Origin of the sequence: Deinococcus frigens DSM 12807, assembly GCF_000701425.1 — a bacterium.
GTDB lineage: Bacteria > Deinococcota > Deinococci > Deinococcales > Deinococcaceae > Deinococcus > Deinococcus frigens.
In genome coordinates this window covers 29,371-47,501 of sequence record NZ_JNIW01000014.1, presented here as the reverse complement: position 1 = coordinate 47,501, position 18,131 = coordinate 29,371, and the positions used below count along the sequence as shown (strand labels likewise).

The 18,131-nt window shown below is 67.0% G+C and carries 21 protein-coding genes; 14 read left to right on the top strand and 7 right to left on the bottom strand.

Features of this window, described 5'->3' with window-relative positions:
- Window positions 1-228: 228 nt before the first annotated feature.
- Window positions 229-1,368 carry an ABC transporter substrate-binding protein gene (locus Q322_RS0107235; protein ID WP_029477179.1) on the bottom strand — a complete coding sequence of 380 codons (1,140 nt, stop codon included), beginning with the start codon at window positions 1,366-1,368 and terminating at the stop codon, window positions 229-231.
- Window positions 1,369-1,572: 204 nt separating this feature from the next.
- Here Q322_RS0107235 and Q322_RS0107230 point away from each other — a divergent pair, with 204 nt between their 5' ends.
- From Q322_RS0107230 to Q322_RS0107180, 11 genes are all read left to right on the top strand, one after another.
- Window positions 1,573-2,049 (top strand): acyl-CoA thioesterase, encoded by a 477-nt coding sequence (locus tag Q322_RS0107230; protein WP_051668329.1) that lies wholly within the window; start codon window positions 1,573-1,575, stop codon window positions 2,047-2,049.
- A gap of 535 nt (window positions 2,050-2,584) precedes the next feature.
- The gene (locus Q322_RS21660; protein WP_051668328.1) at window positions 2,585-3,418 is read left to right on the top strand and encodes a response regulator; all 834 of its coding nucleotides are present in this window, start codon (window positions 2,585-2,587) and stop codon (window positions 3,416-3,418) included.
- 333 nt (window positions 3,419-3,751) lie between these two features.
- Entirely contained in the window at window positions 3,752-5,008 is a 1,257-nt protein-coding gene (locus Q322_RS0107220; RefSeq protein ID WP_029477175.1) for an argininosuccinate synthase, read from the top strand.
- 2 nt (window positions 5,009-5,010) lie between these two features.
- Entirely contained in the window at window positions 5,011-5,451 is a 441-nt protein-coding gene (locus Q322_RS0107215; RefSeq protein WP_029477174.1) for a DinB family protein, read from the top strand.
- Window positions 5,448-5,924, top strand: coding sequence for a GNAT family N-acetyltransferase (locus Q322_RS24490; RefSeq protein WP_034417926.1), 477 nt, complete (start codon window positions 5,448-5,450; stop codon window positions 5,922-5,924). Before Q322_RS0107215 ends, Q322_RS24490 begins: the two co-directional genes overlap by 4 nt.
- Window positions 5,921-6,400, top strand: a complete 480-nt coding sequence (locus Q322_RS24485; RefSeq protein ID WP_034417925.1) for a GNAT family N-acetyltransferase — start codon at window positions 5,921-5,923, stop codon at window positions 6,398-6,400. The genes Q322_RS24490 and Q322_RS24485 overlap by 4 nt, the downstream gene beginning before the upstream one ends.
- Window positions 6,397-7,851 (top strand): argininosuccinate lyase, encoded by a 1,455-nt coding sequence (argH, locus tag Q322_RS0107200; protein WP_051668327.1) that lies wholly within the window; start codon window positions 6,397-6,399, stop codon window positions 7,849-7,851. The genes Q322_RS24485 and argH overlap by 4 nt, the downstream gene beginning before the upstream one ends.
- A 3-nt stretch (window positions 7,852-7,854) precedes the next feature.
- Entirely contained in the window at window positions 7,855-8,391 is a 537-nt protein-coding gene (locus Q322_RS20735) for an HIT family protein (RefSeq protein WP_051668326.1), read from the top strand.
- Entirely contained in the window at window positions 8,388-8,894 is a 507-nt protein-coding gene (locus Q322_RS23840; RefSeq protein ID WP_029477168.1) for a GNAT family N-acetyltransferase, read from the top strand. The genes Q322_RS20735 and Q322_RS23840 overlap by 4 nt, the downstream gene beginning before the upstream one ends.
- Window positions 8,895-9,017: 123 nt before the next feature.
- Window positions 9,018-9,488, top strand: a complete 471-nt coding sequence (locus Q322_RS23835; RefSeq protein ID WP_029477166.1) for a GNAT family N-acetyltransferase — start codon at window positions 9,018-9,020, stop codon at window positions 9,486-9,488.
- A 46-nt stretch (window positions 9,489-9,534) separates the two neighbouring features.
- Window positions 9,535-10,062, top strand: a complete 528-nt coding sequence (locus tag Q322_RS0107180; protein WP_029477165.1) for an N-acetyltransferase — start codon at window positions 9,535-9,537, stop codon at window positions 10,060-10,062.
- Here the strand turns inward: Q322_RS0107180 and xseA are convergent.
- Both xseA and Q322_RS0107170 read right to left on the bottom strand, forming a co-directional pair.
- Entirely contained in the window at window positions 10,046-11,272 is a 1,227-nt protein-coding gene (xseA, locus tag Q322_RS0107175; protein ID WP_034417924.1) for an exodeoxyribonuclease VII large subunit, read from the bottom strand. The genes Q322_RS0107180 and xseA overlap by 17 nt on opposite strands.
- Window positions 11,269-11,649 (bottom strand): fluoride efflux transporter FluC, encoded by a 381-nt coding sequence (locus Q322_RS0107170; RefSeq protein WP_029477161.1) that lies wholly within the window; start codon window positions 11,647-11,649, stop codon window positions 11,269-11,271. The genes xseA and Q322_RS0107170 overlap by 4 nt, the downstream gene beginning before the upstream one ends.
- A gap of 66 nt (window positions 11,650-11,715) precedes the next feature.
- Between Q322_RS0107170 and Q322_RS0107165 the strand changes: the two genes are divergently transcribed.
- Window positions 11,716-12,633 carry a magnesium transporter CorA family protein gene (locus tag Q322_RS0107165; RefSeq protein ID WP_029477160.1) on the top strand — a complete coding sequence of 306 codons (918 nt, stop codon included), beginning with the start codon at window positions 11,716-11,718 and terminating at the stop codon, window positions 12,631-12,633.
- 180 nt (window positions 12,634-12,813) lie between these two features.
- Here Q322_RS0107165 and Q322_RS0107160 read toward each other — a convergent pair whose 3' ends face one another.
- The 3 genes from Q322_RS0107160 to Q322_RS0107150 form a co-directional block, all read right to left on the bottom strand.
- The gene (locus Q322_RS0107160) at window positions 12,814-13,458 is read right to left on the bottom strand and encodes a Crp/Fnr family transcriptional regulator (RefSeq protein WP_051668325.1); all 645 of its coding nucleotides are present in this window, start codon (window positions 13,456-13,458) and stop codon (window positions 12,814-12,816) included.
- A 179-nt stretch (window positions 13,459-13,637) separates the two neighbouring features.
- On the bottom strand, window positions 13,638-14,558 hold the full coding sequence (locus Q322_RS0107155; protein ID WP_029477157.1) for a histone deacetylase family protein: 921 nt from the start codon (window positions 14,556-14,558) through the stop codon (window positions 13,638-13,640).
- 135 nt (window positions 14,559-14,693) lie between these two features.
- Window positions 14,694-15,557 (bottom strand): CBS domain-containing protein, encoded by an 864-nt coding sequence (locus Q322_RS0107150; RefSeq protein ID WP_029477155.1) that lies wholly within the window; start codon window positions 15,555-15,557, stop codon window positions 14,694-14,696.
- A 219-nt stretch (window positions 15,558-15,776) separates the two neighbouring features.
- Between Q322_RS0107150 and Q322_RS0107145 the strand changes: the two genes are divergently transcribed.
- On the top strand, window positions 15,777-16,358 hold the full coding sequence (locus tag Q322_RS0107145; RefSeq protein ID WP_051668324.1) for a chloramphenicol phosphotransferase CPT family protein: 582 nt from the start codon (window positions 15,777-15,779) through the stop codon (window positions 16,356-16,358).
- 49 nt (window positions 16,359-16,407) lie between these two features.
- Window positions 16,408-17,778 (top strand): S8 family peptidase, encoded by a 1,371-nt coding sequence (locus Q322_RS0107140; RefSeq protein ID WP_084147859.1) that lies wholly within the window; start codon window positions 16,408-16,410, stop codon window positions 17,776-17,778.
- Window positions 17,779-17,853: 75 nt separating this feature from the next.
- Here Q322_RS0107140 and Q322_RS0107135 read toward each other — a convergent pair whose 3' ends face one another.
- Window positions 17,854-18,120, bottom strand: a complete 267-nt coding sequence (locus Q322_RS0107135; RefSeq protein ID WP_029477152.1) for a hypothetical protein — start codon at window positions 18,118-18,120, stop codon at window positions 17,854-17,856.
- Window positions 18,121-18,131 lie beyond the last annotated feature (11 nt).

Genomic DNA, 18,131 nt, shown 5'->3' with positions numbered 1-18,131 from the left:
CCCTACAGGTGACTCATGGAGCTGCGGAGCAGAGGGGAGTCGTGGAGGCGGCGGGGGGAGGGTGCCACCGGAGAGGCCGTGACCGAAAACAGGATGCCATGCTTCTTCTGCGCCTGATCAAAACTGGCCATCCCAACCACCCCATCAAAACGCGCCCCGCAAAACTCATTCGGGGCGCGGGCAGCGGGGCGGCATTCAGAACAAGTCCTGGGTGCCGCCCCACCCGCCTTACTTGTAAACCTTGTCGACGCGCAGTTTGGTGTACTTGCCGTCCTTGACGCTGGCGATAATGAAGTCAGCGTCGGCGTGGCCGTCGGCAGTGACTCCCTTCATCTTGAAGATGGTCTTGCTCTGGGGCAGCGCCTTGGCGGCGGCGTCCAGGCTGGCCTTGATCTTGGCGGGATCATCGGTGGTTCCGGCCAGTTCCATCGCCTTGGCCAGCACGTTGATGCCCATGTAGTTCAGGGCCGCCTCCGACGTGGGGATCTTCTTGTAGGCGCGCAGGTACTGGGCCACGAAAACCTGCGTCCCGGCGAATTCCTTGGTGGGCAGCACGCCCACGGAGCCGTTCAGGTACGACACCGGAACAATCTGGTCCATCTGCTCGAACTTGGCCTGGTCCATCACGATAAAGCCGCCCTTGAAGCCCTGCTCGCGGGCGGCCTTGACCACCAGCGCGGTGGGCTGGCTGGGACCGCCGATGAACAGCACGTCGGGCTTCTCGGACAGCGCCTTGGTCACAGCGGCGCTGTAGTCCACGGTGGTGCCGTAGTCCACGCCGTTGTTCGCGCCCAGGCTGCCGCCCTGCTTGGTCCACTCGCCCATCACGGCCTCGGCCCACTGCTTGCCGTAAGCGCTGGTGGTGCCCACCATGCCCAGCTTCTTGCCGAAAGCCTTCATCTGCGTGCTCACGAAGGGTTGCAGGTAGTTGTCGTAGCGCGGCGGCAACATAAAGGTCAGCGGGTTCTTGGCTTCCAGGATCTTGGGTTCGCTGGAGTAGGCCACCAGCAGGAAGGCGGGATCGCGGGTGGTCATCGGCTGCACGGTCAGGATGCCCCCGGCGTGCGGTACGAAGATGATGTCGATGCCCTGCGAGGTCAGGCGTTTGACGTTGGTGGCCGTTTCGTTGGGCAGGTAGCGGTCATCCAGGCTGACCAGCTTGAAGGTGACCTTCTCGCCGCCGACGGTGACGCCGCCCGCCTTGTTGATGTCGCTGATGCCCAGCTCGATGCCGCTCTGGACATCCTTGCCGTAAAAGGCCGCGCCACCGGACAGAGGACCGGAGTAGCCGATATTCACGACTTTATCGGCGAAGGCAGAACCGGCCAGTGCGGCCACGAGTGCAGAGAATAGAAAGCGCTTTTTCATGGGTGAACCTCCGTGATCCAGAAGACGTAGAGGACGGTGCCACATACGCTGGACGCAGTACAAGTTGTGCGTGGAACACATGCTGTCATGGGCAGGCGAGGGTGTCAATTGTCTGGCCCCCAATTCATAAAGTTCCCAGGTGAAAGGTCTGGCTGAAGGATGTGGATCAAAGTTTTGGCGGGGCGCGCACTACACTCCTGGGCGATGACCAATCCTGCCGCTGCCCCGCCGCCCGCCGCCCCGCTGCCCGTTACCCGGACTCCCCGCAGCCGCGCCCGCATGCTGGAGCTGGTCTTTCCCAAGGACACCAACTATCTGGGCACGGCCTTTGGCGGCTGGGTGCTGTCCCTCATGGACAAGGCCGCCAGTGTCGCGGCGGTGCGTCACGGCGGCGGCAACGTGGTCACGGCCCGTATGGACGGCGTGGATTTCCGCGTGCCAATCCGGGTGGGTGACGCGGTGGCGCTGGACGCCCAGGTGGTCCGGGTGGGCCGCAGCAGCATGACCGTGCGGGTGGACGTGTACCGCGAGACCATGACCACCGGGGAGCAGGAACTGGCGACCACTGGCATGTTCGTCTTTGTCGCGGTGGATGAGGCGGGCAGGCCCTGCCCGGTTCCCCCGCTGCCCGAGGGCCAGCAAACGCCCAGCGCCCATCCGGACCCGGAAGCCCGTCCTTAAGGCAGGACTGCAAATGCCCTCACCGCGACATCAGACTTCCGCTGGTGCCGCATGAAATTGAAGCCTGGCCGTGCGTTTTCCCCCTCGGCCCTCTTGCGTGCGGGGGAGGGAAGAGCGAAGCGGGGCAAGGGCCGGGGGGGGTCACCGGGCACGCCGCTACCGACATCAAGATATCGGCGACTCGATTTTGCTCTCTCTTCCTTACCCTGTTGAGACCCTGTTGAGCAAAGTCTACCCGCCCACGTGGGTCGAGAAGAGACTCTCGTTTGACGAATGCTCTGGCTCCGGCGGCGCTGGACGGAGTGCGGCGGCCTGGTGTGGAGCTGGATGTGGTGTGGGGATGGATCTGGAAACACTCCCCCCGAACGCTGACCTTGAAAGCTGGCAATTGATGCGCTTGAGGTCCCCTCAAGGCCCGCTCGATTCTGCTTTCGTAAAGAAGTCGGCATCCCACGAAGCAACTGTGAAGTTCCCACCTTTATCTCCAGAAAGCGTAAGGCGTGCGATACAGCCGCCTGCTTACGCTCTGGGGACCATGACGGCCTCCTCGCCCCATCTCTCGGTCCTGGTTGTAGACGACAGTCCTGGCGTTTTGCTGTCTCTGCACCGGCTGCTCTCGCCCCACGTCCGCGTGCAGATGGCGAGCAGCGCCCGCGCCGCGCTGGAGGTGCTGACCCCCGACACCGCGCTGGTCCTCAGTGATGTGCGGATGCCGGGCATGGACGGTCTGGAACTGGCGCGCAGGCTGCGGGAGGAGCACCCGGAGCTGGCGGTGGTTCTCATGAGCGACGTCGTGGAGGACGGCCTGCGCCGTCAGGCCCGCGAACTGGGCGTGCTGGAGGTGCTGCGTAAACCCCTGCAATCCGAGGCGCTGCTGCTGGCCCTGCGCGGCTGGCTGGGCATTGGGCTGGGCATTGGGCTGGGCGGTGGGCCAAGCGACGTGCCCGCTTCCCCGGGGGTAAAGCGCCCCGCAGAACTCCAGCCCAGCACCCCGGTCCTGCGGGGGCTGGAGCTGAGTTTTCAGGCCGCGCAGGCGTGTGTGGGCGGCGTCAACCTGCTGCCCGGCGTCCTGTCGTCGTGCGTGTTTGGCGAGCAGGGCGAGCTGATCGCGGGATCGGCGCAGTTGCCCGCCCAGCTCGGCGCGTATCTGGGTTTTCTGTGTAGCACCTCAGCTTCGCTCAGCACGCAACTGGGCGGCCAGATGCCCATGCAGGCCGTGCAGATCGAGTTCGGAGACCGCGTGATGGTGGTCTGTCCATTCGGCGCGGGCGTGCTGACGGCCCTGGTCCACGACACCCCGGCGGCCAGCGGCGTCAAATCCTGGATGCGGATGCAGGCGGGCGGCCTGGACCAGCAGCCTTTGCATTAAAAAACATTTCCCAGAAACGACAGCATCAATTTGTGGAAACGCCCAGGTAGAGTGGCAGTGCCTCTTTTTCCACGTCAGAGATGGGTGGGAGACGGCAGGACTTGTTTAGAACGCCACATCCTGGCCGCGCCACCGTCGGCAGCAGCTTGACCCTCCCTCTCCAGCCTGCTAGATTCTGTATAGCTATGCGGTAAAAGCGCATAACAATACATCTGATGCCAGACCTGACCTCCCGACGCTAACGCCTCCGCCTGACCCGATCTCTGGGGATGGGCGGCGCTGCCTCGCGCCGGGATTTTGCGTTGCCCACCCGTTCTAGGAGACAATCCCCCCATGACAGACCAAACCAACAGCGCCCGCGAAAAAATCGTCCTCGCCTACAGCGGAGGGCTGGACACCAGCATCATTCTCAAGTGGCTCCAGACCGAGCGCGATTACGACGTGGTGTGCTTCACGGCGGATCTGGGCCAGGGTGACGAGGTCGAGGAAGCCCGCGTCAAGGCGCTGAATACCGGCGCGGTGGCCGCCTACGCCCTGGACCTGCGTGAGGAATTCGTGCGCGACTACGTGTTTCCGATGTTCCGCTCCTCCGCGCTGTACGAGGGCTATTACCTGCTGGGGACCAGCATCGCGCGCCCGCTGATCGCCAAGAAGATGGTGGAGATTGCCGCCAAAGAGGGTGCGGTGGCCGTGTCGCACGGCGCGACCGGCAAGGGCAACGATCAGGTGCGTTTCGAGATGACTGCCTACGCCCTGAACCCCGATATCGTGACGGTTGCTCCCTGGCGCGACTGGGCCTTCCAGGGCCGTGCCGATCTGGAAACGTTTGCCCACGAACACGGTATTCCCGTGCCCACCACCAAGAAGGACCCCTGGAGCACCGACGCCAACATGCTGCATATCTCCTACGAGGGCGGCATTCTGGAAGACCCCTGGACCGAAGCCCCCGCGCACATGTTCAAGCTGACGGTCAGCCCCGAGGACGCCCCGAACACGGCGCAGTACGTGGAAGTGGAATTCGTGAACGGCGATCCGGCGAGCATCGACGGCCAGAAGCTCTCGCCCGCTGATTTGTTGCAAAAGGCCAACGAGATCGGCGGCAAGCACGGGATTGGGCGGATCGATCTGGTGGAAAACCGCTTCGTGGGCATGAAGTCGCGCGGCGTGTACGAGACCCCCGGCGGCACGCTGCTGTACCACGCCCGCCGCGCCGTGGAAAGCCTGACCCTGGACCGCGAGGTGCTGCACCAGCGCGACGCTCTGGGGGTCAAGTACGCCGAACTGGTCTACAACGGCTTCTGGTTCGCCCCCGAGCGCGAGGCGCTTCAGGTCTATATCGATCACGTCGCGCAGAGCGTGACCGGTACGGCCCGCCTGAAGCTGTACCGGGGCAACTGCGATACGGTGGGCCGCAAAGCGCCACAGAGCCTGTATGACAAGGATCTGGTGAGCTTCGAGGCGGGCGGAGACTACAACCAGCACGACGCCGGGGCGTTCATCAAGCTCAACGCCCTGCGGATGCGGGTGCAGGCGCGGGTGACGGCCAGGAGTGGAAACAGAGCTGAGTACAAAGACCCGGCGAAGGTCTGAGGATGACTGGCCTCGCTGAAGTTGTCGCTGAAGCTTTGCCGAGGCTGCGGGCCTTACCCGAGGGGCAGACTGCCCGCAAGCTCGTCCCCGATGTCTGGAGCGCCAAACAGATTCTGGGCCACCTGATCGACAGCGGCGTGAATAACCATGCGCGCTTCGTGCGGGCCTCCGCTGAGGCTGGCCTGAGCTTGCCCGGTTACGATCAGAACACCTGGGTGGCGCTGGGCGGCTACCAGGAGCGGTCTTGGACTGAAATGGTGGCGCTGTGGGAGGCGTACCAGCTTCAGGTGGCCCACGTCATTGCGCATTCGCCGCCCGCCAGTCTGGCCCACACGCTGAACATCGGCGGCGGCGCAAGTGTGACGCTGGAGTTTGTGGCACAGGATTACGTGGCGCACCAGTTGCACCATCTGGCGCAGGTCTGGGAGCGGACGGAGGCGTGAACCTGCCCCCCGGCCTCACCCTGCGGCCCGCCACCGTCGCGGACGCCAAAACCGTCCAGGCACAGCGCGACGCCATGTTCACCGACATGGGCAGCGCGCCGGAGCGGGTGCGGGCGGCCTCGGCTCCCAGCCTGGAATGGCTAGGCGGGGGGCTGGCCGACGGTGCGTATTCCGGCGTTCTGATCGAAACCGAGGAACAGGTGGTGGCCGGGGCGGGCGTGATCTGGCAGACGCTGCCGCCCAGCCCGCGAAGCCTGGGTCCGGTGCGGGCCTACATCCTGAATGTTTACGTGGTTCCAGCGCAGCGGGGGCAGGGACTGGCCCGGCACCTGATACAGGCCCTGCTGGCCGAGTGCCGGGCGCGCGGCGTGGAACAGGTCAGCCTGCACGCCTCCGAAGCGGGGAAATCCACTTACGTCAGCCTGGGCTTGGTCCCCACCAACGAGATGCGCCTGACCCTGGAAGCCCCGTGATTCGCCCCGTCACCCCCGCAGACCTGCCCGCCTTTTACGCGGTGATGATGGCGGCAGGCATGGACCCCCGCTCGAGCTGGAACCGCACGACGCTGGAGGGGCTGGAGCAGTCGCTTTTTGCCCCTGGCTCAGGCGGATTTGTGGCCGTCAGTGGGGGAAAGGTCTGCGGCTGCGTCGGCTTCCGCCCGGATGGGCAGGACACGCTGACGCTGAGTCGCCTTGCGGTTCTGCCTGGCGCACGGGGCCAGGGCATCGGCGCAGCGCTGGTGCGGGCGGTGGAGGCACTGGCCGCCGAACGCGGATTCGGGCGCGTGCTGCTGGCCGTCTCGCAATTCAATCTGGAAGTCATCCCGCTTTATGGGCGGCTGGGATATATGCCGAGCGACGAAGCGTATACGTTTGCCAGTCCAGGGAGTCCGGTGCCGGTGGTGCTGGTGAAAGCTATTCAGACTCATCTTCAGAAGGCAGTGACATGACCGATACAACAGCAAAAAAACTGTGGGGAGGCCGCTTTGCCGAGGCTACCGACAGCCTTGTGGAACTCTTCAATGCCTCCGTGTCCTTTGATCAGCGGCTGTACGAGCAGGATATTCGCGGGTCGCTGGCGCACGTCGCCATGCTGGGGCAGGTGGACATTCTGACCGGGGAGGAAGTCACCCAGATCAGCGACGGCCTGAACGCCGTGCTGGACGATATCCGCGCCGGAGAGTTCGAATGGCGCTTGGACCGCGAAGACGTGCATATGAACATCGAGGCCGCCCTGCGAGACCGAATTGGTCCGGTGGCGGGCAAGCTGCACACCGCCCGCAGCCGCAACGATCAGGTGGCCGTGGACTTCCGGTTATTCACCAAAGAAGCGGCGCTGGACCTGGCCGCCCAGACGCGTGCCCTGCGCGCCGTGATGGTGGCCGAGGCCGAGCGGGCGCTGGATACGGGCGTGATTCTGCCCGGTTACACGCACCTTCAGGTGGCCCAGCCCATCCTGCTGGCGCACTGGTTCATGGCCTACGCCGCCATGCTGGAGCGCGACGAGGGCCGCCTGCGGGACGCCGCCGCCCGCATGGACGAGTCGCCGCTGGGGAGTTCGGCGCTGGCCGGGACGCCGTGGCCGATTGACCGCCACACGGTGTCCACCGCGCTGGGCTTTGCCCGCCCCACCTCCAACAGCCTGGACGGCGTGGGCAGCCGCGACTTCGCGCTGGAATTCCTGAGTGGGTGCGCCATCCTGTCCGCCCACCTCTCGCGCTTATCCGAAGAATTGATCCTGTATTCCACCTTTGAATTCGGCTTCCTGACGCTGCCGGATTCTCACACCACCGGCAGCAGCATCATGCCGCAGAAGAAGAATCCGGATGTGGCCGAACTGGCGCGGGGCAAGGCGGGGCGCGTCTTTGGCAACCTGATGGGCCTGCTGACGGTGGTCAAGGGCACGCCGCTGGCTTACAACAAGGACTTGCAGGAGGACAAGGAGGGTGTCTTCGACAGCTACGACACCCTGAGTATTGTGCTGTGCCTGTACGCCGACATGCTGCCCAGGTGTGAGTGGCACGCCGAGAAAACCCGCGAGGCGGCGGCGCGCGGCTACAGCACGGCCACCGATGTCGCCGATTTCCTGGCCCGTCAGGGCGTCCCCTTCCGCGAGGCGCATGAGGTGGTGGGCGGCCTGGTGGGGCTGGCCTCGCGCAGTGGGCGGCAGTTGTGGGACTTGACCGATGAGGAATTACAGGCTGCCCATCCGCTGCTGACTGCCGAAGTCGCCGCCTCGCTGACCGTGGAAGAAAGCGTCAAGAATCGCTTGAGTTACGGCGGCACCGCGCCCAAGCGGGTGCGCGAGGCCGTGGACGCGGCGAAGGTGGCGCTGGGTTTAGAAACGCTGGGTTTGGAGACACCGGGTTTGGAAACGCTGGGCGTGGTTGCGGAGGACTGACGGATGGAGGTGACGGTGAATCTGGACGGCACCCTGCTGCACAGGCGGCAGGCGGAGTGGGCGTACTGGCTGGCGAACCCGGGCGAGAATCCACTCGTGCCAGACGCTGCCGGGCAGCTTGGTGGGACAGGCTTCACGCTCCAGAACGGGCTGTGCATCTACAGCCAGCTTCGCCCCGAATATGCCGAGGGCCTTCCCTACTCTGGAATCATCGTCACCACACGCCCCTGTGAAACCGTTTTTGACCTGACCCCCGCAGAAGCCGCCGCCGTCCACGAATTGCTGGCCGAAGTCCGCGCCCATCTGGAAGCCACCGTCAGACCGGACGGCTACACGGTGGGCTGGAACGTCTTCCCGGCGGGCGGGGCGCACATTCCGCATGTCCATCTGCACGTCATTCCGCGCTGGAATGCGGACGCGGCGGCGGGAGCGGGGCTGCGGTATTTCCTGAAAGCCGCCGCGCAGGCCACCGAACGACGACGAAAGACGGAGGCCGATTCTCCGCTTTCCCCCTCTCCTTCCTCAGAGGTTTCCCCATGACCCGGACCCAATTGCCCAACCCACTGCCCCTGTCCCAGATGCACGTCAAGCTGCGCCAGGCCGCCCCGGAAGACTTTCCCACCGTTCTCGCGCTGCTTGGCGGCTGCGGGCTGCACACTCAGAGCGCGACGCCAGGGGGCAGCACCTACTGGATCGCGGACCTCAACGGCGTGCCGGGCGGCTGTATCGGCCTGGAACACGGCGAGGGGGTGTCGCTGATCCGCTCGGCGGCGGTGCTGCCCACGGCGCGCTCGCAGGGGCTGGGCCGCGCGCTGGTGATCTCGGCGCTGACGCACGCCAGCCTGCGCGGAGACCGGGCCGTGTACCTGTTCAGTCAGGAAGCCGGGGACTACTGGGCGCGTTTCGGCTTCGTGGCGGTGGGCGCAGACGAGATCAGCGCCGCCCTGCCGGACACGCCCCAGGTCAGGAGTGGGCTGTGCAAGGGCTGGATTCACGGCGAGCAGGCGTGGAAGTGCGAGTTGAGTGGGGGCGCGGGCAAATGAAGCCGGAATGCCCGCCACAGGCGCGGGGCGTGCGCTATCCTTCCGACGTTCTCAATTCAAGTGCGCCGGGACCGCTCGGCGAATTTCCTGTCACTTCCCTTCTCTTTCCCGGAGGATTTCCACATGACCGATCAAAGCGTTCAGATCAGGCTGGCCAGGCAGGACGACAAAGACACCGTGGTGCGGGTGTTTCACGAGGCCGGACTGGACACCGACGAGGCCGTGGCGCAGGGCACCACCTACTGGGTGATGGAGCGCGGCGGCCAGCCCATCGGGGCGATTGGCCTGGAGCACGGCGACGGGGCCTCGCTGCTGCGCGGCGCAGCCGTGATGCCAGGCGCGCGGGGCGGCGGCCTGGGTCGGCGGCTGATCATGAGCGCCATCGAGTACGCCCAGGGCCGTGGGGACCGTGCGGTCTACATGTTCAGCAAGGGCGGCGACTGGAGCACCTTCGGCTTCACGCAGGTGCCGATGGCGCTGGTCATGGGCGACGTCCCCGACGCCCCGCAGGTCAAGACCTACCGCTCCGGCGGCGAGCGTCCCGGCGATACCACCTGGATGCGCGACCTGAGCGCGGGGGCCAGCAAGGCCTAGGGCGCGCGGCGATCCGGGTTTTTCCGGCGTTGCACAGGTGTGTTCCATGACCCTTTCCCTGGATTCCATCGCCATTCCCGACATCCACCCGCAGGCTCCGCTGGGTGGGCGCAAGGCCAGACTGTCGGACATCGAGGCCATTCACGAATTGATCGGCTCCTGGGCGGCGCGCGGGCAGATGCTGGTGCGTTCGCGCGCCCTGCTGGCCGAGACCATCCGGGATTTTCACCTGATCTTTGCCGCCGACCACGAGGGTCAACCCGGCGGCCTGGCAGGCGTCTGCGGCCTGCACCTGCTGGCCCCCGATCTGGCCGAGGTGCGCGGCCTGGCCATACATCCCAACATGCAGGGGCGGGGGCTGGGCAAGCAACTGGTGGCCGCCTGCGAGCAGGAGGCGCGCGAGATCGCTCTGCCCGCGCTGTTCGCCTGGACGTACCAGCAAGTCTTTTTCGAGAAGTGCGGTTTCACCCGCATCGACAAGACGCACCTGCACCCCAAGGTCTGGAGCGAGTGCCAGCGCTGCGCCTTTTTCGAGAACTGCAATGAGATTGCGATGCTCAGGGTGCTGGAGTAGGCGAAGCGTTGTCTGCCACAGCGCCCACCCTGCCGTCCTGCCACTCCAGCGTCAGCCGTTGCCCCGCCGTGACCCCCGCCGCCCGCGTGACCGGCTGCCCGGCCCCATCCCGGACCAGGGCGTAGCCGCGCGCCAGGGTGCGCTCGGGGGTCAGGCCCAGCGCCTGCCGCATCAGCGCGTCCACATCGGCGCGGGCGGTGTCGCTCTGGCGGGCAGCGGCGCTCACACTGCGGTCACGCCCCCACAGCACGGCGGCGTCGGCGTCCACCAGCACGGACGCGGCGGCGGCGCGGATGCTGCGGACGTCCTCCTGCGCGGCGGCGGCGGCCCCGGCCACCGTGCGGACGATCAGGGCGGCGGCCTTGCTGGGCGTATCGGTGCGGACGCAGGCCACCTCGTCGGGCAGGGTGTCGTCGCGGGCGTGGCCCAGACCTGTGATGACGGGGGCGGGAAACGTCGCCAGGGCGCGGGCGAAAGCCAGATCGTTGAGCCACGCCAGATCGGTCACCGCCCCCCCGCCCCGAATGACCACCAGCGCGTCCAGCGGGGCTTCCCCGTACAACTCGCGGGCTTCCTGCGCTGCTCGTAACAGGCTGCTTGACGCCTCTCGGCCCTGAAAGGTGGCCTCCAGATATACGAATTCGGTGATCCCGGCGGCCTCCAGCGGGTCCGTCTCGCGGCGGAAGTCGCCCAGGCCCGCCGCCCCGGTGGGCGAGATCACGGCCACCCGCGCGAAATCGGCGGGGGTGGGCAGCAGGCGGTTCAAGCCGTACACGCCCTCGGCCACCAGCGTCTGCCGCAGCGTGTCCAGGCGCAGCGCCGCGTCTCCCAGCGTGTATTCGGGCGACAGGTCCAACACGTTCAGCGAGAAGCCGTACTGCGGATGGAATTCCGGCTGGCAGAACAGCAGCACCTTCAGGCCCGCCGTCAGGGTGCCGCCTGTCGCCTGGCGGAATTTGCCCTCCAGGGCAAAGCGTTCGCGTGCCCAGACGGTGGCGCGGCATTTGGCGATCTCGCCGCCCTCGCCCAGTTGCACCAGGTCCAGGTACAGATGGCGGCGGTCTGTGACCGAGGCTACCTCGGCCCGCACCCACACGGCCCCCGGCATGCCCCGCGCGATCACCTGCCCGATGTACGCCAGCACCTCCGAGAGTTCCAGGAACTGCTCCGGCGGGCGCGTCGGCTCTGTCTTTTTGCGTCCCCGTGTCACAGCCGTGCACCCAGCAGCCGCCCCGCCACCGCAGCCGTCAGCCCCAGGCCCACGCTGCCCAGCGCGTACAGCAGCGCCTGTGCAGCCTGCCCACGCAGCAGCAGGGCGTCCAGTTCGGCGCTAAAGGTGGAAAAGGTGGTGAACGCGCCCAGCACGCCGGTCCCGAAGGCCACGCGCACCCCCTCCGGGACCATGCCGCGCCCAAACAGCGCCAGCGTCAGGCCCAGCAGGAACGATCCCAGCACGTTGACGATCAGCACGGCGAAGGGAAAGCCGGTCCTCAGCACCAGCGGGGCCAGGGCCAGCACTGCCCCCTGGCGGCACGCGGCCCCCACCGCGCCTCCCAGCATCAACGAGAACCACAGCGCGGGCGTCATGGGGGACAGGATAGAGCGTGGACGGGGGAACGCTCTGTACGCCTTTCCCCGCGTACCATCATCGTCATGATCCGCGCCAAGCAACTCGCCACCGGGCAGGCCCTCGAATGGACCGGGCAGACCCAGGGTGTCTGGGTAGACGCCCAGGACATCTCCCCTGAAGATTTGCGGCGGCTGCAAGCGGCCTTCCCCCTGAATGAGCTGGCGCTGGAGGACGTGCTGGAACACGGCCACTGGAGCCGCGCCGAACAGTACCCCGAACACGCCTTTATCACCGTGCGCTCCTTCTCGCATCCCGCCGAGGAGGATGAGGACACCGAGCGCATCAGCATCTTCAGCTTCCCGGACGCGGCGCTGACCTTCAGCACGGGCGGCACGGCGGCGCTGCGCAATGTCTGGGCGCTGGTGGGGCGCGAGAATGTCAACCTGCCCGCCGAGGTCATTTACGAGCTGCTGGACCACACCGCCGATACCTTTTTCACGCTGGCCGAGGCGCTGGAAACGCGCACCGACGCGCTGGAGGAACAGGTGTTCAAGAACAGGCGTGACAACGCGATCCCCGATATTTTTGAGGTCAAGCACCTGCTGTCGCAGGGCCGCCGCCTCGCCAGCGACGCCCGCGAGGCCACCGCGACGCTGGGCCGCTACGCGCCGGGCAACTCCGCCGATGTGCTGCGCTACCGCGACGCCCAGGACAGCTTTGACCGCGCCGCCAGCCACCTGGACAGCCTGCGCGACTTCCTGACCAGCCTGCTGGACCTGCACCTGAACCTCCAGAACCAGCGCATGAACGAGGTGATGCGGACCTTGACCGCCGTCAGCGTGATCTTTCTGCCGCTGACCTTCCTGGCGGGAGTATGGGGCATGAACTTCCAGGCCATGCCGGAACTGGAGTGGCCCCTGGGGTACGCCCTGGCCTGGGGCAGCTTCCTGCTGATCGGTGGCCTGCTCGCCTACTACTTCAAGCGGCACGGCTGGTGGTAACAGCGAAACTCCCTCTGCCACGGCGGGAAGAGGGAGATGTGGGGACTTAGAGCAGATTGCATAAAAAGACCTGTCATGCCGAGCGAAGCCGAGGCATCTCGTGGGCGTCCATTTGACCCTTCGGCTTCGCTCAGAGTGACAATCTCCTTATGACCTTCTTGTGCAATCTGCTGTAAAGACTCAGCCGTGGTAGCCGCTGAGGCCCTTGAGGCGGGTCTCGTCGATCAGGGTCAGGCAGCGGTAGGCGGGCAGCAGCAGGCCGTCGTCGCGCATCTCACCGATCAGTTTGCTCACGCTTTCGCGGGTGGCCCCGGTTCCCTCGGCGATCAGTTCGTGCGTGGCGCGGACATAGCGTGCGCCGTCGGCGTGCTGGCCGCCCAGGGTGCTGTCGGCGAGGTTGAGCAGGTAACGGGCGATGCGCTCGCGCAGGTCGCCATCCTGAATATGCACGCCGTCGGTCATCATGCGCTGGAGCTGCGCGCTGAGGCTGCGGGTCAGGTCCCACAACTCGGCGGCGGACAGGTGCTCGGGGTGAATCGGCGTCAGCGCGGCGTCGGTCAGCGCGACGACCTGATGGGCGCGGGCCTGGCTGTGCAGCGTTTCCTCACCGAAAATATCGCCGGGGTGGATATGGCGCACCGTCAGGTTGCGTCCCTGCGGGGTCAGCCGCACAGCGCGCATCAACCCGCTTTCCAGGCGGTACAGGCTGGGCGAGCTGTCGCCTGCGTAATACAGCGTCTGACCGCGCCGGACGTGGCGTGCGGAGAGATCGGTGTGGGTGTTGGTTGCAGTGTTCGAGAGCGTGGACGGGGCAGCGTAGGTCATGATTGCTCCTGTGGGGACAAGGGGCATTTCAGAAAAAAAATTCGGCGTACCCGAGTCGGACCCTCGTGCTGGACCTGACGCTCTCTTCTGAACGGCCTTTCGTACAGAGAGTGTACAAGCCTTGAACAAAGGTAGAACGTTCGGCCCCCACAGTATGAAGACTGACCAAATTCTGCCCGCTAGCCCAAGACCTCCAGGCCGTCAAAAACCACGCTGGCATGGGCCTTAATGGTCAATTCATGATCATGGTTGTAGCCGCCCGCCAGCATGGTGACCACCGGAATGGCCGCCACCCTGGCCCAGGTCAGCACCGCCCGGTTGCGCTCACGCAGGCCGTCCAGGCTCAGGGCAAAGCGTCCGAAACGGTCCCCGGCCAGCACGTCCGCCCCGGCCAGATACAGCAGCAGATCGGGCCGGAAGGCCTCGGCGGCGGGCAGCGCCTGCCTGTGCAATACCTCCAGATACTCGCTGTCGGTCACGCCGTCACCCAGGCCCAGGTCCAGCGAGCTGCGTTCCTTGCGAAAGGGGTAATTGCGCTCACCGTGGACGCTCAGGGTAAAGGCCCGCGCCTCCGGCCCCAGCATGGCCGCCGTGCCGTTGCCCTGATGCACGTCCAGATCGATCACCGCCACCCGCGAGGCCAGGCCCCGGTCCAGCGCCACCCGCGTCAGCAGCGCGGCGTCGTTGAGCAGGCAAAAGCCCTCGGCGCGGTCCGCGAACGAATGGTGCGTGCCCCCGGCCAGATTCGCGCCCCAGCCAGTGCTGACGGCGTCATGCAGGGCCGCCAGCGAGCCGCCCGCCGCGCGGCGCGAACGCTCCACCATCTCCGGGGACCACGGCAGGCCCAGGGCGCGTTCCTCGGCGCGGTCCACCTCGCCCCGCCGCCAGCGCCGCAGCCACTGCGGATCATGCACCCGCGCCGCATCCGTCCAGCTCAGCGTGGGCGGGTCCGGCACAGGCAGGTGCGGGCGCAGCACCTCGCGCACCCCGGCGTACTTGTAATACGGAAAGCGGTGGCCGTCGGGCAGCGGAAAATGGAAATCGGCGGGCGAGTACGCCCGGAAGGGGTGGGCGAACGTCGGTGAGGCGGGCGCGGACATCCTCCCCAGTCTGCGGCAGACGGCGCGGTCAGAGGGAGAGGGGGGTTACGGGGTTGGAAGGGAAATGCTGATGAAGTGGCCTGCTCAGCGCCCCGTTCTCTCCACCTCATTCCGCTGTCTTAGCCCACCGCCGTTCTAGCCCTCTCTCGTCTGCCCCAACACGGTTTTGAGCACGTCGCTGACGGTCACCACGCCCAGCAGCCTGCCGTCGTCGTCCACCACGGGCAGGCCGTGGACATCCAGCGCCAGCATCTGGCTCAGGGCGTCGCGCATGGGGGTGCCGCCGCGCAGGTGGCCGGTGGGTGGGCGCATCAGGTCGCGGGCCTGCTGGCCCTGTAGGAAGAACTGGCCGCCCATCACCGTGTCGCCGTGACCTGCGCTCGCCCGGTCCAGGGCGTCGGCCAGATCGGTTTCATGCAGCAGGCCCACCAGCACGCCCTCCTGAAGCACGGGCAGCACGCGCAGGCGCGAGATCTTCAACTTGGCCGCCGCCTGGTGGGCCGGGGCGTCGGCGGGGGTGGAGACCACGTCCGCCGTCATGTGCTGCTCTACCGCCCCCCAGCGCAGGCGCGGGGTCCTGGCCTCGGCGCGCAGCACGTCGGTCAGGGTCAGCATGCCCAGCAAAGCGCCGTCCCCGTTCACCCCGTTCCCAGCCACCACCGGCAGCCCGCCGATGCGCCGTTCCAGCACGGTGTGGATGGCCGCCGCCAGCGGCATTTCGGGGGTGACCGTGTGCGCGGGCTGGCGCATGGCATCGCGCACGTGGATGCGCCCGATGCGACTTGCAAAAGCCCAGGGGGTCAGGCCCTCTTTGAGCGGCGGCAGGTTGCGCCGGACCTCGCCGTCGGTCAGGATGCCGATGACCCTGTTTGGATGATCGGGGCCGTCCTGCACCACCGGCAGCCGCTTGACCTGCAATTCCTCCATGCTGACCACGGCGGCGACCAGGGTTTCATGCGCGCCGATGGTCACGGCCCGGCGGTGCATGGCGTCGGCCACCGTCAGTAGGGCGGGACTGGTGGGCTGGGCAGATGTGGGCTGAGCAGATGTCGGCTGGGCGGATGTGATCTGGGGCGCGGTCTGATCGGATATGGGGCGAACCTCCTGGCTGGGCTATCTGGCTGCACTGGGGCGCTGGGTGGGGGCGGAATTCCGAACTGGGCGCAGCCTCCTCCCGCAGCATTACGGAGGCATTACCGCAGGCGGGATACTGGGGCCATGACCACTGGGGCTACGCACACGTCACCCGGCCACGTCATCCTGATCAACGGGGCGTCCAGTGCCGGGAAGACCACCCTGTGCCGCGCGCTGCGGGACGCGCTCCCAGACACCCAGACGGGACCCTTCCTGCATTTCTCCCTGGACTTCTTCATGTTCGGTGCGGACGTGCTGCCGCGCACGCCTCAGGGGAAAGTCCGCGCCTGGCCGCTTATCCGCCCGCAGGTCTTCGACGGCTTTTACCGCTGCCTGCCCGCGTTGCTGGGGGCCGGTAACAATCTGGTGGTGGACCTGATCATCGAGGGCGGGGCGCAGCGGGACCGCCTGCGCGAGCTGCTGGTCCCGCATGACGTGTATCTGGTGGGCCTGCACTGCCCGCTGGAGGAACTGGAGCGGCGCGAGGCGGCACGCGGAGACCGCCGTCCCGGCGACGCCCACCGGGACGCGCGGACGGTCCACACCTTTTGCGCCTATGATCTGGAGATCGACTGTGGCAACACCCCTGAAAATAACGTGGCACACGTGATCGGCGGCTGGGCGGCGCGGGACGGTGCGGGCGCGTGGGGCAAAGGCCTGGGGTAAGGGGCGAAGGCCCCCACGCGTCTCAGCCTCGGGGCCTGTATCCTGCACCATGTTGCGCCGCGCGCTGTTGCCCGCCCTGCTGTTGCCCCTGCTACTCACCGCCTGTCTGGATCAGCAACCGCCGCCAGTGCCGAAGCCGCTGCCACCACCGCCGCCTCCGCCTCCAGCAGCCTGCCGCACCCTGAGCGCCGCCGCGCTGGGCACGGCTCCCCTGAGCTGGCCGCAGGTCACGTCCGACTGGAACGCCGCGCGGGTGCCGGGGCAGGTGCTGATCCTGCGGAGCAGCGCCGCCGGGAAACTCAGCACCCAGGCGCTGAGCGCCCTGTCTGGCGTGCAGACGCAGGCCGTGGTGCCGGGGGTGCAACTGGCCCGGACCCCGGCGGGAGAGGAGGACCGGGCCTTCGCGCAGCGCCTGCGGGCGGCGGGGGTGCGTACCCAGCCCAACTACGTGTACCGGGCGCTGGCCCTGCCCAACGATCCGGCCTTTCCGGGCAACGTGGGTCTGGAGGTCACTGCGGGTATGGACAAAATCAACGTGTTCCAGACCTACCTGACGCGCACCGGGGTCCCGGCGGCCTGGGACGCGCTGGCGTCCGCTGGCAAAACGCCACAGGGGGCCAGGGTGGCGGTGCTGGACTCGGCCCCGGACCGCCGTCACCCCGAATTGCAGGGCCGCCTGGGGGCCACGGTGTCCTGTCTGGCGGCTGGTCCCGACACCGGCGAGGTGATGGCCAGCGAACACGGCACCGAGGTCACCGGCCTGATCGGCGCGAACACCAACAACGGCGCGGGCATCGCGGGCGTGATCTGGAGCGGTCCACTGCTGGGTGTTGAGGTGCTGGACAGCAGCGGTGACGGCAGCACGGCAGAACTGGCCGCAGGGCTGGACTACGCCGTTCAGCAGGACGCGAAGGTCATCAACATCAGCCTGGGTGCGCCGGATATCGAAGACGCGGTGCTGGACGCCGCACTCACGGCGGCGGCTAGAACGGCGGTGGTGGTGGCGGCGGCGGGCAACACCGCCAGCCAGGGCGTGTACTACCCGGCCAGCCACCCCGACGTGATCGCCGTCGGTGCGGTGGGCAGCAGCGACAGCGCACTGGCCTGCTACAGCGCCCGCCCGAATGCCGAGCGTCCCCGCGCCCTGGACATCGTCGTGCCGGGCGGCATCGGCGGAATCTGTCCGGGATACAGGCCAGAACTGGACCTTCCCGTGCTGGCTTCCGGCGGCGGGTACAGGCTGGAGGCGGGCACCAGTTTCTCCGCCCCGCTGGTCAGCGGCGTCGTGGCCCTGATGCGCGGCGCAAGTCCCGGTCTGAGCGCGGCGCAGACCCGCACCCTGCTGCTGGGCAGCGTCAGGCGCTCCGGCGAGCTGCCGCTGCTGGACGCCGCCGCCGCCGTGCGCGCCGCGCTGCGCTGAGGGTCAGGTGGAGAAAAGAAGATGGCGGCCCCACATACGGGACCGCCACCCTCTTAGACGCTCTGAAGGCCGCTGTTACTGCTGCGCGCCGCCCACCAGCAGCGTGGGCGTTTGCAGGTGGCGCACCAGCAGGACGAAGGCCACTGCCGCGTGCAGGACCAGCAGGCCGAACAGTCCGTCGTTGGGAGCAGTGGCGTAGGCGTAGGCCCCCACCAGTTGGAACAGGGTCATGATCAGCAGGGCGCGCGGGCGGCGTTCGGGAAAACGCACGTACAGGTAGAGGCCGCCGCAGAGACTGAACAGCAGAGGAAGAACGAGGGCATTGAGCATTCCTTGATCCATGCCTCATTATC